Below are 19,330 nucleotides of genomic sequence, written 5' to 3' on the forward strand. Positions count from 1 at the left end.
GTCACCTGAGCCTCGGGTTGGACATGATGGCGATGATGTCGGCGATCGTGATGAGCAAGAGATAGCCGAGGCAGAAGATCATTGCGCAGCTCTGGATCAGCGGCAGGTCGCGGGTCGCGACCGCATCGACCATCAGCTTGGCGATGCCGGGATAGTTGAAGATCGTCTCCACGATGATGACGCCGCCGACCAGATAGGACAGCGACAACGCAACCGCGTTGACGATCGGCCCGAGAGCGTTCGGAAGCGCGTGCTTGAGCACCATGCGGCCGCGTGAGGCGCCTTTGAGAAGCGCCATCTCGACATAGGGCGTGGAGAGCGTTTCAATCACCGCGGCGCGGGTCATGCGGATCATCTGGGCTGATATGACGAAGGTCAGCGTGATCACCGGCATTGCATAGATGCGCACGAGGTCGGTCAGCGTATGCGCTTCGTTGACCGAGGACAGTGCCGGCAGCCATTTGAGATAGACAGCGAAAAGCAGGACCGCCAGCGTCGCGACCATGAATTCCGGCACCGAGATGACGCCGATCGCAACAATGGTGACGGTGCGGTCGTAGAGCGAACCGCGCAGCATGGCGGCGGTGATGCCGAGCGTCAGCGCCAGGGGCACCGAGAGTAGCGTGGTGATGCCGGCGAGCTCCATGGTGTTGACGAAGCGCCCGCCGATCAGTGCTGCGACCGGCATCTCGTTGGCATAGGAAGTGCCCAGATCGCCGTGGAGCAGGCCGAGAAGCCAGCGCAGGAAGCGCAGGATAGCGGGATCGTTCAGATGCATAGCCTCGCGCAGGCCGGCGACGGCTTCGGGTGTAGCCGCCTGGCCGAGCAGGATCGACGCGGTGTCGCCAGGCAGCACGCTGGTGGCGAAAAAAACGGCGAACAGGACGATCAGCAGCGTGACGACCGCGATCGCCAGCCGCTTCAGCACGAGGTTTAGAACCCCAGACGTCATTGAAGCGCTCCTGCGGTTGCGTTCGGCCAAGCCATGTTGCGCAATAAAGGTGCCGGGGACCGGTCGTCCGGTCCCCGGCAGACGCGTCTCAGGCTTCGAGCCAGAGATATTCCGCCATTGCGTAGCCCATCATGCCACCGAGCGGGTTCGCCTCCAAACCCTTCACCTTGCTGGAGAGGGCGTCGACGTTGGAAATGTAGGCCGGGATGATGGTGCCGGCCTCCTCGGATATCATGGTCTGCATTTGGCCGTAGATCTCCTTGCGCTTGGCCTGGTCGAGCGAGCCACGCGCCTCGATCATCAGCTTGTCGAACTTCTCCGACTTGTACTGGCTTTCGTTCCAGGGCGCGTTGGAGGCGTAGAGCAGCGAGAACAGGATGTCCGGTGTCGGGCGCGGATTGATGTTGCCGAAATGGATCGGCGCCTTGAGCCAGTAATTGTCCCAGTAGCCGTCGGACGGGACGCGCTGGACGTCGAGCTTCATGCCGATATCGGCGCCGGCTGCCTGGATGATCACAGCCATGTCGATCGACGAGGTCGCGGCATCGGAAGCGACCACGGGGATGGACTGACCGAGCAAGCCCGACTTCTGGAAGTGGAACTTGGCCTTGTCCGGGTCGAAGGCCTTCGGCTTGAGGTCGGCATTGTGGAAGATGTTCGCCGGCGAGACGGGCTGGTCGTTGCCGATTTCGCCGAGGCCACGCAGCGCCGATTTGACGATCTGCTCGCGGTTGACGAGATACTTCATGCCGGCGACGAAATCGGCCTTGTTGCCCGGATCCATGTCGAGCCGGATGTTGAGGTCGGTGTAGTTGCCCGAGGTCGTCTTCGACAATTCGAAGCCCTGCTGGCCGCCGATGAGCTTCATCGCGCGCGGATTGATCGAGGCGGCGAAATTGATGTCGCCGGACAGGAGCGCGTTGACGCGGGCGCTGTCGTCGCTGATGGCGATGAACTCGAAAGAGTCCAGGTAGGGCTTGCCGGATTTCCAGTAGTTCTTGTTCTTGGTGACGACCGACCGCACGCCCGGTTCGAACGTTTGCAGCACGAAGGCGCCGGTGCCATTGCCCTTTGAGAAGTCGGTGGTGCCATCCGCCACGATCATAAAGTGATGCAGCGCCAGGATGGTCGGAAGGTCGGCATTCGGATCGGCGAGCGTGATTTCGACGGTCGACTTGTCAACCGCCTTGAAGCCGGTCATCTGCGCGGCGATCTTGGCCACCTTGGAGCCGACCGCCGGATCGAGATGGCGCTTCATCGAGAAGACGACGTCGTCGGCCGTGAGGTCCTTGCCGTCGTGGAAGGTGACGCCCTTGCGCAGCTTCACGGTCCAGGTCTTGGCATCCTTGCTGTCGAAGCTTTCGGCCAGCTCCATCTGCGTGACGCCTTCTTTGTCGAGGAAAGTCAGGCGGTTGTAGAGCGAGCAGCAGCGGACATAGTCGGTCGACAGCGACGCCTTTGCCGGATCGAGCGTGTCGGCGGTCGAGGAGGACCAGCCGGCGGCCTTGAAACTGCCGCCGGAAACTGGCGTGGCGGCGACGGCATTGGTGGCACGGCCAAGCACCACGCTGCCCGCGGCAACCGCGGCGCCCCCGGCCAGCAGCATCTTGAGGAGTTCGCGGCGGCTCGCGCCCCGCCGAATGGCATTTTCGACCATGGCATCGTCTGCGCTGGTCCAGTTCGTGATCTTGTCGGTCATAATCATTCCCCTTTCTGTTTGTTTTTCCGGGTTGCTCGTCTTGACGCGGCTTTCCGGGCTTGGGCTCAGGTTCGTTGCTTCAGGCTTTCCCGCACGGCGGCGGCAAGGGCCGCCATTGACGTGAAGTGGTAGTCAGGCGCGGTGAAACGCTCGGGCTCGATCGTGCCGCCGTAGCCCTTCCGGGCATGCCGGCGCTCGATCCAGCAATTGGTCATGCCAAGCGCCCGGGATATGCCGATGTCGTGGTACTGGCTTTGCGCCACGTGGAGGATGTCATCCTTGCTGTCGCCCCGGGAGGCCACGAAATCGAAAACCTTCTGGAAGAAGGCCGGGTCCGGTTTCTCCGTGCCTGTATCGTCGGCCGTAAAAGTGGCGAAGAAGGGCGAACCGAGCTGCTTTTGGAAATGATCGAGCGCCCAGCGCCGGGCATTGGTCATGGCGATCAATCTGTGCGACTTCGCGAGGTCCGCCAATGCCGCCGCGCTGTCGGCAAAGCCTTGCCAGACGCTGGCGGAGTCCCGCAGGCGCACCCCGTATTTCTGCCCGGGAGGGAGGCCGAGACGCGGCGCGATGACCGTGTAGACACGCACGAGATCGTCGGGAAACAGGCTCGCATCGGGCATGTAGCGGGCCTGCCGGTAAAGGGCCAGTGCCTCCTCGCCATCGATCGAAACGCCGGCCTCGGCGGCAATTTCCGCCAGGCAGGTCGTGATCCCGCGTTCGAAGTCGATCAGCGTGCCGACCACATCGAAAGTCATGTATTTGAATCCGCTAAAGCCCCTGGCCAAGACTGGGTCTCCTCTGCATGCGGCCGAATTGCACGTGTTGAACAGAACAAAATTCCGTGCTGTCCGGGGCGTCGGTCTTTTTTGAAGGCCCGGAAATCCAGGCTTTCTGGCCTTGTCTTCTCAGCAGTCTGGCACTTCCCCCGCACTGGATTCGCCGAAAAGGCGTGAGGGGGCGGCACAAAATTGCGAAATCGTCTGCCCCGGCGATATTTCGAAACACAGGGTATTCGTCTGCCGTCATGCCAAGGCCTGGCGGACGTCTGGATCGTCCAGTGTCTGATCGAGCGTCTGGCGCGTGCGCTCGATGATCGCATCGATGTCGGCGTCGGTGCAGCAGAGCGGCGGTGCATAGCCGATAACCCCATGCGCAAAGGCACGGATGATGAGGCCGTTGTCCCACGCCCTGTCGAAGACGCGCCGCGCCGGCGTGGCCGACGCCGGAAGCGGTGTCTTTTTCTGTTTGTCGACCACCAGCTCGATCGCGGCAAGCATTCCGCGGCCGCGCACGTCGCCGACGAGGGGATGGCCGCTCAGGCTTGCCAGTCCTGCCATCAGGCGGGCGCCGGCGTTGATGCCATTCTCCAGAAGGCCGTCTTCGTAGAGCTTCAGCACCTCGAGCGCGACGGCGGCGCTGACGGGATGGGCGGAATAGGTGTAGCCGTGACCGACGGCCGAGGCGCCCGCGCCATCGGCGATGATGTCGTAGACATGATCGGCCATAATGACGGCACCCATGGGAACATAGCCCGAGGTCAGACCCTTCGCCGTCGTCATGAAATCGGGAACGATGTCCTCATCGGTGCAGGCGAACAAGGGCCCCGTGCGGCCGAAACCGGTGATCACCTCGTCGGCGATGAACAGGATGCCGTACTCCCGGCAGAGCTCGCGCATCGACTTGATCCAGCCTTTCGGCGGAACAATAACGCCACCCGAACCCTGGATCGGCTCGGCGTAGAAGGCGGCGACCCGCTCCGGCCCGATCTCCTCGATCTTGGCCTTCAGCGCGGCGAGCGATGCGGCGATGATCGCGTTGCCATCCTCGCCGACCGGATTGCGGTAAGGGTAGGGGGAGGGGATCTTGTGCTGCCATTCAAAAGGAATGCCGAACCCGGCGTGAAAGGCGGGCAGGGCGGTCAGGCCCGCGCCGACCACCGACGACCCGTGATAGCCCTGCTCGATGGAAATGAACTGGTCGCGTTGCGGCTCGCCCCTGGCATTCCAGTAGTAGCGGACGAGACGGATCGTGCTGTCGACCGCGTCCGATCCGCCTAGCGTGAAAAAGACGTGGTTCAGATCCCCGGGCGCGCGCTCGGCCAATTCCGAGGCGAGCCGGATGGCCGGCTCCGAGCCGAGGTCGAAATAGGCAGTGGCATAGGGAAGCTCACGCATCTGCCGCGCCGCGGCCTCGACGATGCTGTCGTGGCCGTAGCCGGCGTTGACGCACCATAGCCCCGCAAAACCGTCGACGAGTTGCCGGCCGGACGCATCGGTCACAGTCGCGCCCTTTGCCGATTTCAACACGCGCACGCCGTGCGCCTCATGACCACGGTATGAAGAGACCGGGTGGATGAGATGGGCGCGATCGAGTTCGATCAGGGAATTGGCGATCATTGTTGTTCTCCGACTATCCTAGCGCCTGGTTGGCGAGGGCGTAGACTTTTGGCCTGGCCTGTTCCGCGATCGGCTTGGGCGGACGGTCCATGGCTACGCCGCCGCCGACATGGGTGAGGCCGATTTCCTCGAGCCAGCCGGCGATGCCGGTCCCGCTGCCGGTATCCACGCGCAGGAAGGCGCCGGCGCGCGGGGCGGCGAAGAAGCCGATCAGGGCCTTTGCCTCGTCGATACTTCCCGCGATGACCGGACCGATCACCTCGCCGCGTCCGAACGGCCGGATCGCGGCATAGGCCCCGATGGCGCCGTCGCGGCGGATGACGGCGAATTGGCCGCGCTCGGCCAGCGCATCTATTAGAGCTCCACGGTCGGCGCCGTAGGCGTCGCGGTCCAGCGCCTTGATTTCCCGGAGATCGGCGGCGCCCGCGGCTTCCACGCCGCCCGGCGCACCAAGCTTGGCAACGCTGCCTTGATGTTGCCGGATCGTACCGGACGGCACAAAGCCGAGCTTTTCATAAAGAGGCATGCCGTCCGCTGTGGCGACGAGCCGCAGCGGACGGTCACCGGCAAGGGCGAAGGCCCGATCCATGAGCCGGCGCCCAAGCCCCTTGCCGCGCACAGTCCTGTCGACGATCACCATGTTGATCATGGCGCAATCTGCGCCGTAGGGCGTTACCAGGATAGTTCCGGTGACGCGGCCCTGATCGTCGAGCGCAACCGCGCCGTTCGAGAGCTGCAGCGCCATCTGCCAGTCCTGCGGGCGATGTGGCCAATTCTCCTGGCGAGAAAGCACTACGGCTCCCTCGATATGGTCGGGCCCGAAGGCCCGGAGTTCGATGTCGCCCTGCGGCATGAGGCATCCTTCCGTCTGACGACAAGTTTCGACCATCGGCGCGCCGCAGATCATCTGAAGGCTTTGGCTTCGACAGTATCTTTCGCCGTAGCGTAAGCGGTGTGCCGCATCTTGTGCTGGCGTCATCCACGGCGGGGCGCCTCACGCCGTGCGCGGCGCCGCAATCGGCACGCCAGATGCCACAGCGTGCCAAACCGGATGGCGGATACGGAACTTTCTGCTTTCAGAAGGCCTATTTCGGTCAGGTGGGTCGCCGCCTGCCGCTCTATGATGAAATACTTCCCAGCGCGGATGTGCTTCCACCGGAGATCGACGGACATGGCTTCCTTCAGGCCCAAATACATCACCTTCGACTGCTACGGCACGTTGACCTATTTCCAGATGGCGGAAGCGGCGCGTGATCTCTACGGCAGCCGGCTCGACGAGCCGAGCATGCAGGAGTTCATCAAGAATTTCGCGGCGTACCGGCTGGACGAGATTCTGGGCGACTGGAAACCTTATGCCGATGTCGTCCACAATGCGCTCGAGCGCGCTTGCAAGCGCAACGGCGTCGCCTTCAGCCAGGACGACGCCAGGATGGTCTATGAGCGCGTGCCGACATGGGGACCTCACGCCGATGTCCCTGCGGGCTTGGCGAAGGTCGCCAAGGAAATTCCGCTCGTCATCCTCTCCAACGCGATGAACGCGCAGATCATGTCCAATGTCGAAAAGCTCGGCGCGCCCTTCCATGCTGTCTGTACGGCCGAGCAGGCGCAGGCCTACAAGCCCCGCTTCAAAGCCTTCGAGTACATGCTCGACATGTTGGGCTGCGGCCCGGACGATATCCTTCACTGCTCGTCCTCTTTCCGCTACGACCTGATGTCGGCGCACGATCTCGGCATCAAGAACAAGGTCTGGGTCAACCGCGGCCACGAACCAGCCAACCCCTATTATGGCTATGTCGAGATACCAGATATTTCGGGCCTTCCAGGCGTGATCGGTCTCTAAAAACGGGCGGATTGCCGATGAAGCTGGTCTCCTACTGGCACGACACTGCCCCCGTCTTTGCCGGCGCGGCGCAAGGCCCGGTCGAGGGTCACTACGACGCCGCCATCGTCGGCGGCGGCTTCACCGGTCTCGCCGCCGCCCGCCAATTGGCGAAGGCCGGCGTCAAGGTGGTGGTGCTGGAAGCGGAGTGCGTGGGCTGGGGTGCATCCGGGCGCAATGGCGGACATCTAAACAACGGACTTGCCCACAGCTACCTCTCGGCTAAGGCGGAACTCGGAAAGGAACGCGCGATCGCGATCTACCGGGCGCTGGATGATTCCGTCGACACCATCGAGGCGCTGGTCGCCGAGGAAGGCATCGATTGCAACTTCCGCCGCGCCGGCAAGCTGAAGCTAGCCTCTAAGCCGCAGCATTTTGATTCGATCGCCCGCAACTTCGAAGCCATCCATGCCGAGGTGGATCCGGATACGGCGCTGCTGTCAGCGGCCGATCTCAAATCGGAGATCGGCTCGCCTTTCCATGGCGCGATGCTGTCGAAGAAGAGCGCCATGATGCATATGGGCCGCTATGTGGCGGGTCTCGCTACTTCAGCCGCCCGCCACGGCGCCGTGATCCACGAGAACGCTGCGGTGACTGATCACAAGCAAGCCGGCAAGCGGCATGAGTTGACCACGTCCCGGGGTCGCATCAGCGCCGACGCCGTGCTGGTGGCGACCGGTGCCTATACGACGCCGAATTTCGGCTATTTCCGCCGCAGGATCATTTCGGTCGGCAGCTTCATCATCGCCACGCGGCCCTTGAGCGACGCCGAGATCACCGCGACCATGCCGGGTAACCGGACCTGCGTGAACTCGATGAACATCGGCAACTACTTCCGGCTCTCACCCGACAACCGGTTGATCTTCGGCGGCCGCGCGCGCTTCTCGGCGACATCGGACCAGCGCTCCGACGCCAGGAGCGGACAGATATTGCGGGCAAGCCTGGCGGCCATCTTCCGCCAGCTCGCCAAAGTCGAGATCGACTATTGCTGGGGCGGGTTGGTCGACATGACCAAGGACCGTTTCCCGCGCGCCGGCTACCATGACGGGGTGTGGTACGCGATGGGCTATTCAGGTCATGGCGCGCAGCTTTCCACCCAGCTCGGCATGATCCTGGCCGATGCCATGCTCGGCCGCGAGGACCGCAATCCGCTGAAGGGGCTCGAGTGGCCTGCCATTCCAGGCTATTCAGGCAAGCCGTGGTTCCTACCGATGGTCGGCCTCTACTACAAGGCGCTCGACCGGATCAGTGACCACTGATCCGGCGGATGGGGTTTAGCCCAGCCCGCCCATATGGAAGCTTTTCATCTCGAGATATTCCTCGATGCCTGCCTGCGCGCCTTCGCGGCCGAGGCCGGACTGCTTGACGCCGCCGAAGGGTGCCACCTCCATTGAGACCGAGCCGGTGTTCAAGCCCACCATGCCGAACTCCAACGCCTCGCCGACGCGCCAGGCGCGTTTCAAATTCTCGGTATAGAAGTAGGAGGCAAGTCCATAGGGTGTGCCGTTGGCCAGCGCGATCGCTTCCTCTTCCGTCTCGAAACGGAAAAGCGGCGCGACCGGGCCGAACGTTTCCTCGCCGGCAAGCTGCATGTCTTTTGTGGCGCCCGTCAGCACCAGCGGCGCGACATACTGAGATCCTTCCGGCAGGGCCTGCTTCTCGGTGACGATCGCAGCACCCTTGGCGAGCGCGTCCGCGACGTGGCGGTTGATCTTCTCGACCGCCGCCATGTTGATCATCGGCCCGATGACGACGCCGGGCTGGGTGCCCGGCCCCACCGTCATGGCGTTGACGCGCGCGGAGAGCTTCGCGGTGAAGGTCTCGTAGACCCCGGCCTGGACGAGGATGCGGTTGGCGCAGACGCACGTCTGGCCGCCGTTGCGGAACTTCGAGACCAGCGTGCCCTCGATGGCGAGGTCGAGATCGGCGTCGTCGAAGACGATGAAGGGGGCGTTGCCGCCGAGTTCGAGGCTGAGCCGCTTCACGCTGTCGGCGGCCCCGCGCATCAGCAGCGAGCCGACCCGCGTCGAGCCGGTGAAGGAGATCTTGCGCACCGTCTCATTGGCCATGATTTCGTTGCCGATTTCGGCTGGCATGCCGGTGACGATGTTGATGACGCCGGCGGGAATGCCGGCCCGTGCGGCAAGCACGCCGAGGGCCAGCGCCGAATAGGGCGTGAACTCGGATGGCTTGATCACCACCGTGCAGCCGGCCGCCAGCGCCGGCGCGACCTTGCGGGTGATCATCGCGTTGGGAAAGTTCCAAGGCGTGATGATGCCGCACACACCGACCGGCTCTTTCAGGATGATGATGCGGCGATCGGATGTGGGCGAGGGGATGGTGTGGCCATTGATGCGGCGCGCTTCCTCCGCGAACCATTTGACGAAGGAGGCACCGTAGCGGATCTCGCCCTTGGCCTCGTCCAGCGGCTTGCCCTGTTCGGTCGTCAGGATCAACGCCAGATCGTCCAGATGCGCCAGCATCAGCCCATGCCAGGCCTCGAGCAGGCCGGCGCGCTCGGCGTTGGTCTTCTTCCGCCAATCCACATAGGCGGATGCGGCGGCCTCTATCGCTGCACGGGTCTCCGGACCGGCCATGTCGGGCACCGTGCCGATCGTCAATTGGGTCGCCGGGTCGAGTACATCGACCGTCTTGCCGGAGCCGGCAGCAACCCACTTGCCGCCGATCAGGCCGGCTTCGCGAAACAGACTTTTATCGTTCAGGCTTTTCATCGGAAACGACCTTGCAATCAGGTGAGAGCGGCGTTGACGGCGGCCGTGATGGCCTCCGTTCGATCCTTGCCGGGAGTGGTGCCAATGCCGCGCGCGGTTGTCGCTTCGATCGCTTTCGTAATGCGGTCGGCGGCGGCTGTTTCGCCGAGATGTTCGAGCATCATCGCGCCGGACCAGATGGTAGCGATCGGGTTGGCGATACCGAGATGCGCGATGTCGGGCGCCGAGCCGTGCACCGGCTCGAACATCGACGGCGCCGAACGGTCAGGATTGATGTTGGCGGAGGCGGCGTAGCCGAGCCCGCCCTGGATCGCCGCGCCGATGTCGGTCAGTATGTCGCCGAACAGGTTGGAGGCGACGACCACGTCGAGGGTCTCGGGCGCCATGATCATACGCGCGGCGAGTGCGTCGACGTGATAGCTGGTGACAGTGACATCAGGATAGTCCGCTGCCAGCTTCCGCGTGATCTCGTCCCAGAACACCATGGAATATTTTTGCGCGTTGGACTTGGTGACGGAGGCCAGTCTGCTGCGCCGCGCCCGTGCCTGCTCGAAGCCGAAGCGCAGGATGCGCTCGACGCCGGCGCGGGTGAAGATCGAGGTCTCTACCGCCACCTCGTGCAGCGTGCCTTGATGCACGCGCCCGCCGGCGCCCGAATATTCGCCTTCGGTGTTCTCGCGGATGCACAATATGTCGAAGCTTTCGGCCCGCAGCGGTCCCGTGACCCCCGGCAGCAGGCGATGCGGCCGGATGTTGGCGTACTGCACGAATGCCTTGCGGATCGGCAGCAGCAGGCCGTGCAGCGAGACCGAATCCGGCACTTCCGCCGGCCAGCCGACGGCGCCGAGAAGAATGGCGTCGAAGCTGCGCACTGTTTCGATGCCGTCTTCCGGCATCATGCGGCCGGTATCCCGGTAGAATTTGCAGGACCAGGGAAATTCGGTTCCGGCCAGTGCAAAGCCGGCATGTCTGGCCGCCGTCTGCAGCACGGACCAGGCGGCGGCGGTTACATCGGGGCCGATGCCGTCACCGGGGATCAGGGCGATCGAATAGGACTTCATCGGCATCTCTCTAGAGGCTGATCAGGACGCTCTTGGTCCTGCGATTGGCGATGTAGGCTTCTCGGCCGAGGTCCTTGCCGATGCCGGAGCGCTTGTAGCCCCCGGTTGGCAGGATATGGTCGCGCGAGCGGCTGTAGCGGTTGACCCAGACGGTGCCGGCTTCGAGCTTACGTGCGAAGCGTATGGTGCGGGACAGGTCTGACGTGAACAGGCCGGAAGCCAGCCCGTATATCGGATGGCTGGCCAGCGCCAGCGCTTCTTCCTCGGTTTCGAAGGTCTGGACGGTGAGGACCGGGCCGAAGATTTCCTCGACGATCGCGGGATTGGCCTTGTCCACGTCAGCGATCAGCGTCGGCTGGTAGAAATAGCCGGGGCTGTCCATGACGCCGCCACCGGTCAGGCATTCGCCGCCGGCCTCGACCGCAGCCTGCACGATGCCGTCGACACGTGTCCGCTGCCGTTCCGAGATGATTGGCGAATACTGCGTCGCGTCGTCCCAGGTAGGGCCTGGCCGCACCATCTTCATCCGTTGCAGGATCGCGGCCGTCAGCCTGTCGGCGACGCTCTTCTCGGCGATCAGGCGCGTGCCGGCGACGCAAGCTTGGCCGGCGTTGAAGGTGACGCTGCCGGCGATCGCTGCCGCCGCCTTGTCGAGATCGGCATCGGCAAAGACAAGCTGGGGGCTCTTGCCGCCGAGTTCCAGCGTCATTGGTTTGACGCCGGTGCGGGCCACATTCTCCATGATCGCCGAGCCGGCGCGGGTCGAGCCGGTGAAGGATACCTTGGCGATGTCGGGATGGCCGGTCAGCGCCGCGCCTGTGGTTGGCCCATCGCCCAGCACCACGTTGATCAGTCCCGCCGGCAGGCCGGCTCTCACGGCGAGTTGCGCCAGATAGACGGCCGAGAAGGGCGTCATTTCCGACGGCTTCAACACAACCGCATTGCCTGCGGCCAACCCCGGGCCGAGCTTCCAGCCGGCCATCGAGACGGGAAAATTCCAGGGCGTGATCGCGCCGACGACGCCATAGGGCTCGCTCATGATCATGCCGAGGCTGGCGTCGTCCGTCGGCGCGAGCTCGCTGCCTTCCTTGTCGGCGAATTCGGCGAAGAAGCGTATCTGTTCGGCGGTGATGGCGATGTCACCGGCGACGAGCTGCCCGACCGGCCGCGTCGAACTCAGCGCCTCGATCCTGGCCAGCGTCGCGGCTTCCGCCTCGATCAAGTCGGCCCAGGCCTGGAGGACCCTGGTGCGCTCGCGTGGCCGGATGCCGCCCCAGTTGCTGGCCGTCAGCGCAGCCTTTGCACTGTTCACCGCTCGGTCGATTAAGTCAGGGCCGGCTACGGGGCAGTCCGTATAGGATTTGCCGTCCGACGGACGACGCATCTCGATCCCACCCCCGGCCGGGATCAGTTCCCCACCAATGAAATGGCCGACGGGGAGGGGAATTGTATCGGGATCGAAGCTCAGGCTCATCGACAACCACTCTGCGGCACCGCTGGAGCCTAGCGCGTGGCGCCACGCAGCATGCGCTGTTCGGCGTTCCGCCACCGACGAATGTTGCGTGCCAGGGATGAGGGACGGCAAAATCTTTCGCGCGAGGACGTGCCTCGCTATCCGACGGTCACGTAGATCTTGCGCACCGTTTCGATGGTCTTCCAGACACCGGTGAAGCCGGGCTTCATGACGAAGCTGTCGCCGGCGCGGTAGGTCACCCTCTCCCCGGCGTCCGGTATGATCTCGATCACGCCGGAGAGAATGTGGCAGAACTCGAAAGCCTCCCCCTTGATCGAGCGCGTCTCACCCGGCGTCGCCTCCCAGACGCCGGTATGGACGAGATCGTCCTTGGCGACATCCTGCGCCCAGGTCTTGAAGGCAGGGTCGCCGGCGATCAGCCGCTCTGGCAGCGCCCTGGATTCGCGCGGCGAAGAGGTTGGGTTGGTATCGACGGTCTTGAGCAGGGACAAGGGACGGCCTTTCTGGTTGGACTTCAATAGCCGCGCGACCGGTCGATGAGCCCGATCGGCTCAAGGCCGGCACGGTGGCGCCGGATGTTGTCGATGACGGCGCGTGCCGCGGTCGCCGGCTGGGTGACGCTCGCGACATGCGGGGTGAGGATGATCTTCGGATGCGACCAGAACGGATGGTTCGCGGGCAGCGGTTCGGGATCGGTCACGTCGATCATCGCCGCTGAAAGGTGGCCGCTCTCGAGCGCGGCGACAAGCGCCTTATGGTCGAGCTGCGGCCCCCGGCCTGTGTGAACGAGAGCCGCGCCCTGCGGTAGTTTGGCGAACAGATCGGCATTGAGAAATCCGCGCGTGTCTTCGGTCATCGGCAGCAGGCAGATCAATATGTCGCTGGCCGCCAGCATCGTCTCCAGCCCAACCTCGCCATGGTGGCAGGTCACGCCGTCGATCTGACGCGGCGAACGGCTCCAGCCGGCGAGCGGGAAGTCGAAGGGTTTCAGCCGGTCGAGGACCGCCTGGCCGAGCTGCCCGAGACCGAGCATGCCGATCCGGCGCGAGGCGGCCTGGATCTGCGGGATATCCAGCCATTGACCGGCCCGCTGCCGTGCCAGATAGGCGGGCAGGTTGCGGTGCAGCGCAAGTACGGCCAGCGATACGTACTCCTGCATCATGCGCACGATGCCTTCCTCGACCATGCGCACGATCTTCACCGTCGCAGGCACCGCATCGAAGCGAAACTGGTCGACGCCGGCACCAAGGGAGAACAGGAGCTCCAGGTTCCGGTAGCGGGCGAGATTATCCGGCACCGTCCAGGTGATGAGATAACGCACCGCGTCGGCATCGGCCGTCGCGGCATTCATGGCGAAGGGGAGGTCGGGCAGTTCCTTGGCGAAGGCTTCGGCAAAGACCGCGCCGCGCCGCGCATCGGAATTGAACAGGAATGTCATCCGGTTCCCCTTCAGGCCGCACAATGCACAGCCAGCGCTTCGATCATAAGCTGGCAGGCGGTGAGTTCGCTGGCGAGAATATATTCGTCCGGCTTGTGGGCGCGGCCAATATCGCCAGGACCGCAGATGATCGCATCCAGGCCGGCAGCCTGGTAGAGCCCAGCCTCGGTGCCATAGCTGACCGCAGTGAGCGGTGCTTCGCCGGTCAGGGCGCTCAGCAGCGCCGCCAAGCCTGAATCTTGGGACAAAGACAGTGCGGGATAGGCGCTCATAGGCGTCCACTCGACAAGATACCCCTTCGCGGCAAGGGCCTGGGCCCGCGCCTTGACCGGCGCGAGCAGGCGCGCCGGATCGACGCCAGGTATGGCGCGCGCCTCCAGGTCCAGCGTGCAGGTGTCGGGAATGATGTTGACCTGATGTCCACCCGCCACCACACCCGCTTGCAGCGAGGAGTAGGGCGGCTCGAAGGCAGGGTCGAACGGACCGTGCGTCAGCTGTTCGGCCTCGTTCACGGCCGCGCTCAGCGCCTCGGACATCGCATGGATGGCATTGAGTCCGAGATCGGGCCGCGAGGAATGGCCGGAGCGTCCCTTGATGGTGACGCGGGCGGCCGCCTTGCCCTTGTGACCGCGCACGGCGCGCATGCCGCTTGGTTCGCCGACGATGACGCCGAGCGGCATGGCGCAAAGTTCGGGAAGCCGGGCGATGAGATGAGGCACGCCGCGGCAGCCCATCTCCTCATCGTAGGAGAAGGCGAGATGGATCGGTCTCGCAAGGCGCAGCCGCGACAGGGCAGGCACCGCCGCCAGCGCAGCGGCAAGAAAGCCCTTCATATCGGCGGTGCCGCGTCCATAGAACCGCTCGCCCTCTTGGCGCAACGCGAAGGGAGACGAACTCCACTGTGGCTCGCCGGCAGGGACGACGTCCATATGCCCCGACAGGATATAGCCGGGGACATTGGTGGGACCGATCGTCGCAAAGAGATTGGAGCGGTCGCCTTCCGGCCCCGTGAGCAAGGCGACCTTCGCTCCCTGTTCCGCCAAATAGGCCTCGATCCAGCCGGCAATGTCCCCGTTCGGCTTGCCGGCCACGGATGGAAAGGCGACGAGACGGCCGAGGATGTCGAAGACGTCCATTCCAGACCTCAAGGTATTTTGGGGTTTGGGCATTTGGCATTCCGGTTCGTCGGGCCGATACGGTCGAGAATGTCAGCGTTCCTTCGCGATTGCGTGCCGAAAGCGGAAGTGTTTCAGTTGAATCTTGCGTTGGCGCGGGGCTTTCGAACAGATCATATTGGTCCGATTGGTTAGCGTCGGCAGGGGTAAGGGTAGGCCGTTGTGGGACCTCTCCATATCGGCAATATTTCAGAGGCATGGAATTGAAGCCGTCCGAAAGCTTGAAAATCGATGCCTTCTCGATGCGTGTCAGCGGCATCGAAGATGTCGAGCTGGATCGGTTGCACGCGCTCTCGCTGTCGGTGAATTGGCCGCATCGGGCCGAAGACTGGCAATTCCTGCGCGACGTGGGTGAGGGTTTCGTGGTGCTCGACGAGATCGGGCGCGTTCTCGGCTCGGCCATGTGGTTCAGGCATGGCGCTGATTTCGCGACCGTCGGCATGGTCATTACCTCGCCGCGCCTGCAGACGCTGGGCGCGGCGCAATGGCTGATGAAACGGCTGTTCGACAAGGTCACCGGGCATGATCTGCGGCTTAATGCAACCCGGGCGGCAAAGCGGCTCTATCTCTCGCTCGACTTCCAGCCGGAAAAGACCGTCTATCAATGTCAGGGCATAGCCCGCGCGCCAACGGTGGCCGGATCCGGGACGCGGGGCGACATCCGGGCTCTGGACGCGAAAGATATCCAGGCGGTCATCGCGCTCGACGCCGCGGGATTTGGTGTGAGGCGTGAGGCGCTCATCGAAAAGCTTTTCGCGCACTCGGTCGGCTATGGTCTTTTCAAGGGTGATACGCTCAGTGCCTTCGCGCTCTGCCGGCCGTTCGGGCGAGGCCATGTCGTGGGGCCTGTCGTGGCGGAGAGCGACGCCGACGCCGTGGCGATCGTTCAGCCGCACGTGGCCGGCCATTCCGGGTCTTTCCTCAGAGTCGATACCCATATGAAAGATGGCGAATTCGCCGCCTTTCTAGCGCACAGCGGAATGCCGATCTTCGACACGGTGCTGACCATGTCGATGGGCAAACGCCTCACCGATTTTGTAGTCGGCGGCTCGGCTACGCTGAAGACCTATGCTCTGGCGAGCCAAACTCTGGGGTAGGTCGATGCTCTGGTCGACAAAAAAGAGCCGGCCAACATTCAACCATAGCACGGTTGTTCCCTATGCATCTTCGACCGACCAGTTCCAGCCCAAGCCTTAAGATCTGAGCGTCCGGACATGGACATCTCAGGTCAGAAAGCCGCCTGTCCGCATTCGGCCCAAAGCGGGCCGACCAGTTCCACAATTGAGGATCGAATGGAAGTATCGTCGCGCGAGATCATGAGGGCATAAACTTGACCTTCCGTCTCGCGCGATGGAGCGGTCGCGATTGCCAAGCCGTTCCTTATATTGCTGGCAATCGCGGGAACTTTTGGCAGGGCGAGACCTTCTCCATGTTCGAAACCACAGGAGGAACGAGTGGCCAATCTAGGAAGACTTGCGATCGCTATGCTGGGGGTTTTGGCTTATCAAAACCGCGACAAGATCGCGGAGGCGATCCGCGGAGCGGGAGAGCGCGATCCCAATAATCCGCAAGGCGGGATACTGGACCAGGTGTCGAAGGGCCTATCCGGCACCGCGCTGGGCGATATTCTTGACCGCTTTAGAAATGCAGGTGCCGGGTCGAAGGTGGACTCCTGGGTTGGCACTGGGCCGAACCAGCCGATCGAGGCGCACGAGGTGGAAACGGCGATTGACGCTCAGACACTGGAAGCACTTTCCCGCCAGACCGGCCTCTCGCGCGAGGAGCTGATTGCAAGGATTACCAGGGATTTGCCCGATGCGGTTAACCAGATGACCCCCGACGGCACCCTCCCAGCAGACCACCGAACAAAAGTCCCAGACCAGCCCAACCTGCTCGACGACGTGCCTTCCCGGCCGATACAAAGCTAATTCCACATGACGGAAGCGGACTGGAGAGGTGCGAAACCGAGGAGATTGGATCGAGCGAGCAATGGCAGCCGGAAAGTAGGGACAAGCGAAACGCCTATTGTGGATCGCCAGACTGCGAGGGCAATCGCCGAGCTCGACCTCTTGGCAGTGCTGCTTGATTCGCGCTGGCGAATCCCGGGAACGCCAATTCTGTTCGGACTGGATGCTCTGGTAGGCCTGGTGCCTGTGCTGGGAGATACAGCAACCGGGTTGATCTCGGCTTACATTGTGCTGCGAGCCCGCAAGTGCGGCGCTGGGAAGCTGTTGGTTGCTCGGATGTTGGCCAATGTGCTGTTTGACACTGTCTTGGGAAGCGTGCCCATTCTCGGATCGATCTTCGATGTTTACTACAAATCAAACAACCGCAACATCCGCCTGCTTCGTGCCCATCTAAGCTGTCAGGTTGCTGAACGGTAGTTCGCAGGGCATCACCCATGCGGCGTTGGCGACCGGGAAGCGTCCGGCTTTGGCCGGACACGATGCCGTTGCCGCCAACTGGGAATTCATCCAGCCGCACTCTCGGAACTGGGGCGGAGTCTGCGCCACCTTTGTCGATGTGGGTCAATGAGTTCGGCAAAATCGGTGAAGACCGATCTTTGTTGCGCCGCTGGCAAATCTGCGCAGCGATCAGGTGATCGGTAAGGTCTATTCCGACAAAGACAGCCAGCGCTTTGCTGAGATGATCGGAGCTATGCCGCTTTTGCGCCCGATGCCTAGGAACCATGAACCGAGCTGCTGGTTGGGGACAGCACGCCGTGTGGTCGGCGTGGCAGTCAAAGGAGAAAACCCAATGACACGAGCAGTCATAACTACAGTATTGGCAGCCGCGTTCGCTATGCTCGCCCCGTCAGCCTTTGCGCAATCGGCGGATGTTCCCCAGCCTGCATCACCAGGCCAGGATCGGACGGCGGATGAAGCCGGACAGAACCAGCAAGCAATGCGTCAAATGATGCGCAAGATGATGGACGAGATGCTGCAGGAAAAAACAGCAAGGGACCGAGACCCCGAGGCGGATTGGCGACACAGGGGCCCAAGGCTTCAGGACGACGAGATGAGCGATCGTGATGCGGGACGTATGAAGCACGGCCGCAGGGCGGGGGCCGATATGATGCAGGGGGCCAAAATGAGGATCATGTTCGCTATCATGGACACCGACGGTGATGGTACACTGTCGCGGGCGGAGGTTCAGGATTTCATCGGGCGAATTTTCAACGCTGTCGACGAGGACGGCGATGAAAGCGTCGACATGCAGGAACTCCAATCCTTTTTCCGTCCCGGAGGAGACCAGGACCGACGTTAGCACCGACAGGTTGTCCTCGGCCTGCTCGACGTCTGAAGCTAGGGCCCACAGGAGATGGCTCGGAGCACGGTATTTGGCTCCCCACCGTCTCATGCTCCGCCGATACTCGGTAGGATCAACGGGGTAAAGACCTGCGCAGAGCTCGCACGAGGCTGGACGGCTGTGCCCGTCGACGACCATAGGCCAAGCATTCCAAAGAAGTGGCTCTAGGCAAGCATTGCGAGGTTTAGGGGCAAACATGCATCTGGTCCAGATTCTGCTACCTCGCGCCGACAACGCAGGAAAGCCCTTCGCCAAGCAAGAGTTTGACCGTGTGAAGGAGGAGCTCGCGCTCCGCTTCGACGGTGTCACCGCGTATTTGCGCGCGCCTGCGGAAGGTGTGTGGAGGCAGGGAGCAGACGAGATCGTCATCTTCGAGGTTATGACTCACGAAGTCGATCTGCCCGATTGGCAAAGGCGGCGTTCGGAATTGGAGCGGCGGTTCCGCCAGGAGCAGGTTGTGATTCGATATCTGCCGATGGCTTTGGTCTAGCGCCTGCGGCAATGGTGTGGCCCAGACGATGACCGAGTGCATGCCGCTTCACGTCTGAGGTATACTGCAAGGCAGCTTCGGACTCAGTGCGCCAAACCGCTGATTCAGACTCAGTCAACGGTGGCTCGGCTGTCCTCAAAGGACGATGGCTAGCTGACGGTCTGCACTTCCTGACGGCCACTTTGACAAGATAAACGCCTAGCTCATGCGAGCGGTGCGCATATCGTCAACGACGTCTGGGGTCTGCAGCGCGAGCCCGACATTGCGCGGGTGGCGGCCGATACCGGCGCCGGGCTCGTCATCATGCATACCGGACGGGATCGCGACAAGCTGCCCGATGTGATCGCCGACCAGCTGGCGTTCTTGGGAAAATCGCTTGAGATCGGGCGCGGGCAAGGTGTTGCCGACGGCCATATCGTGCTCGACCCCGGCTTCGGCTTCGCCAAGGAGACGGCGGAGGAAAACCTCGATCTGATGGCACGGTTTGCCGAGCTTGGCGCGCTCGGCTTCCCGCTGATGGCCGGTACGTCGCGAAAGCGTTTCATCGGCACCGTCACCGGCCGCGACGCCGCCGACCGGGCGGCCGGCACGGCGGCGACCAGCGTCATTCTCCGGCTCAAGGGCGCGCATCTGTTTCGCGTCCATGATGTCGCAATCAACGTGGACGCGCTGGCGGTGGCGGATGCTATGCTGGCGCGGGAAACCGGATCGGAACGCTGAGC

At 63.2% G+C, this 19,330-nt stretch carries 18 protein-coding genes and 1 pseudogene; 8 read left to right on the top strand and 11 right to left on the bottom strand.

Annotation, left to right across the window (positions count from 1 at the left end):
• Position 1: 1 nt before the first annotated feature.
• From LB557_RS05925 to LB557_RS05945, 5 genes are all read right to left on the bottom strand, one after another.
• The gene (locus LB557_RS05925) at positions 2-952 is read right to left on the bottom strand and encodes an ABC transporter permease (RefSeq protein WP_224642802.1); all 951 of its coding nucleotides are present in this window, start codon (positions 950-952) and stop codon (positions 2-4) included.
• An 88-nt stretch (positions 953-1,040) separates the two neighbouring features.
• Positions 1,041-2,651, bottom strand: coding sequence for an ABC transporter substrate-binding protein (locus LB557_RS05930; protein WP_224642801.1), 1,611 nt, complete (start codon positions 2,649-2,651; stop codon positions 1,041-1,043).
• A 65-nt stretch (positions 2,652-2,716) separates the two neighbouring features.
• Positions 2,717-3,409, bottom strand: coding sequence for an HAD-IA family hydrolase (locus tag LB557_RS05935; RefSeq protein ID WP_411970531.1), 693 nt, complete (start codon positions 3,407-3,409; stop codon positions 2,717-2,719).
• Positions 3,410-3,676: 267 nt separating this feature from the next.
• A complete protein-coding gene (locus LB557_RS05940; RefSeq protein WP_224642799.1) occupies positions 3,677-5,050 on the bottom strand; it encodes an aspartate aminotransferase family protein in 1,374 nt (457 codons plus the stop codon).
• A 13-nt stretch (positions 5,051-5,063) separates the two neighbouring features.
• The gene (locus LB557_RS05945; protein ID WP_224642798.1) at positions 5,064-5,903 is read right to left on the bottom strand and encodes a GNAT family N-acetyltransferase; all 840 of its coding nucleotides are present in this window, start codon (positions 5,901-5,903) and stop codon (positions 5,064-5,066) included.
• Positions 5,904-6,221: 318 nt separating this feature from the next.
• On the opposite strand from LB557_RS05945, the gene LB557_RS05950 reads away from it, so the two are divergent.
• Positions 6,222-6,890, top strand: a complete 669-nt coding sequence (locus tag LB557_RS05950) for a haloacid dehalogenase type II (protein WP_224642797.1) — start codon at positions 6,222-6,224, stop codon at positions 6,888-6,890.
• 17 nt (positions 6,891-6,907) lie between these two features.
• Positions 6,908-8,188: an NAD(P)/FAD-dependent oxidoreductase gene (locus LB557_RS05955; protein WP_224642796.1), complete on the top strand. Its 1,281-nt coding sequence runs from the start codon at positions 6,908-6,910 to the stop codon at positions 8,186-8,188.
• Between the two features lie 15 nt (positions 8,189-8,203).
• Here the strand turns inward: LB557_RS05955 and LB557_RS05960 are convergent, their stop codons facing one another.
• From LB557_RS05960 to argE, 6 genes are all read right to left on the bottom strand, one after another.
• Positions 8,204-9,661, bottom strand: coding sequence for an NAD-dependent succinate-semialdehyde dehydrogenase (locus LB557_RS05960; protein ID WP_224642795.1), 1,458 nt, complete (start codon positions 9,659-9,661; stop codon positions 8,204-8,206).
• 17 nt (positions 9,662-9,678) lie between these two features.
• Positions 9,679-10,722, bottom strand: coding sequence for a tartrate dehydrogenase (locus LB557_RS05965; RefSeq protein ID WP_224642794.1), 1,044 nt, complete (start codon positions 10,720-10,722; stop codon positions 9,679-9,681).
• Between the two features lie 10 nt (positions 10,723-10,732).
• Positions 10,733-12,196, bottom strand: a complete 1,464-nt coding sequence (locus LB557_RS05970) for an aldehyde dehydrogenase family protein (RefSeq protein WP_224642793.1) — start codon at positions 12,194-12,196, stop codon at positions 10,733-10,735.
• 137 nt (positions 12,197-12,333) lie between these two features.
• The gene (locus LB557_RS05975) at positions 12,334-12,687 is read right to left on the bottom strand and encodes a cupin domain-containing protein (protein WP_224642792.1); all 354 of its coding nucleotides are present in this window, start codon (positions 12,685-12,687) and stop codon (positions 12,334-12,336) included.
• Between the two features lie 23 nt (positions 12,688-12,710).
• Positions 12,711-13,634, bottom strand: a complete 924-nt coding sequence (locus LB557_RS05980; RefSeq protein ID WP_224642791.1) for a 2-hydroxyacid dehydrogenase — start codon at positions 13,632-13,634, stop codon at positions 12,711-12,713.
• 11 nt (positions 13,635-13,645) lie between these two features.
• Positions 13,646-14,770, bottom strand: coding sequence for an acetylornithine deacetylase (argE, locus tag LB557_RS05985; RefSeq protein ID WP_224642790.1), 1,125 nt, complete (start codon positions 14,768-14,770; stop codon positions 13,646-13,648).
• Positions 14,771-15,006: 236 nt separating this feature from the next.
• Between argE and LB557_RS05990 the strand changes: the two genes are divergently transcribed.
• The 6 genes and pseudogenes from LB557_RS05990 to folP all read left to right on the top strand — a co-directional run.
• Positions 15,007-15,906 (top strand): GNAT family N-acetyltransferase, encoded by a 900-nt coding sequence (locus tag LB557_RS05990; protein ID WP_224642829.1) that lies wholly within the window; start codon positions 15,007-15,009, stop codon positions 15,904-15,906.
• 357 nt (positions 15,907-16,263) lie between these two features.
• Complete coding sequence (locus LB557_RS05995) at positions 16,264-16,737, top strand: YidB family protein (protein WP_140716117.1); 474 nt, start codon at positions 16,264-16,266, stop codon at positions 16,735-16,737.
• Between the two features lie 6 nt (positions 16,738-16,743).
• Entirely contained in the window at positions 16,744-17,193 is a 450-nt protein-coding gene (locus LB557_RS06000; RefSeq protein WP_224642789.1) for a DUF4112 domain-containing protein, read from the top strand.
• Between the two features lie 373 nt (positions 17,194-17,566).
• A complete protein-coding gene (locus tag LB557_RS06005) occupies positions 17,567-18,076 on the top strand; it encodes an EF-hand domain-containing protein (RefSeq protein WP_224713027.1) in 510 nt (169 codons plus the stop codon).
• Positions 18,077-18,314: 238 nt separating this feature from the next.
• Complete coding sequence (locus LB557_RS06010; protein ID WP_015316681.1) at positions 18,315-18,608, top strand: hypothetical protein; 294 nt, start codon at positions 18,315-18,317, stop codon at positions 18,606-18,608.
• Between the two features lie 195 nt (positions 18,609-18,803).
• Positions 18,804-19,328 (top strand): annotated as a pseudogene (gene folP / locus LB557_RS06015) (dihydropteroate synthase); the annotation flags it as partial.
• Between the last annotated feature and the right edge of the window lie 2 nt (positions 19,329-19,330).

The organism is Mesorhizobium sp. BR115XR7A (assembly GCF_020165315.1).
Taxonomy (GTDB): domain Bacteria; phylum Pseudomonadota; class Alphaproteobacteria; order Rhizobiales; family Rhizobiaceae; genus Mesorhizobium; species Mesorhizobium australicum.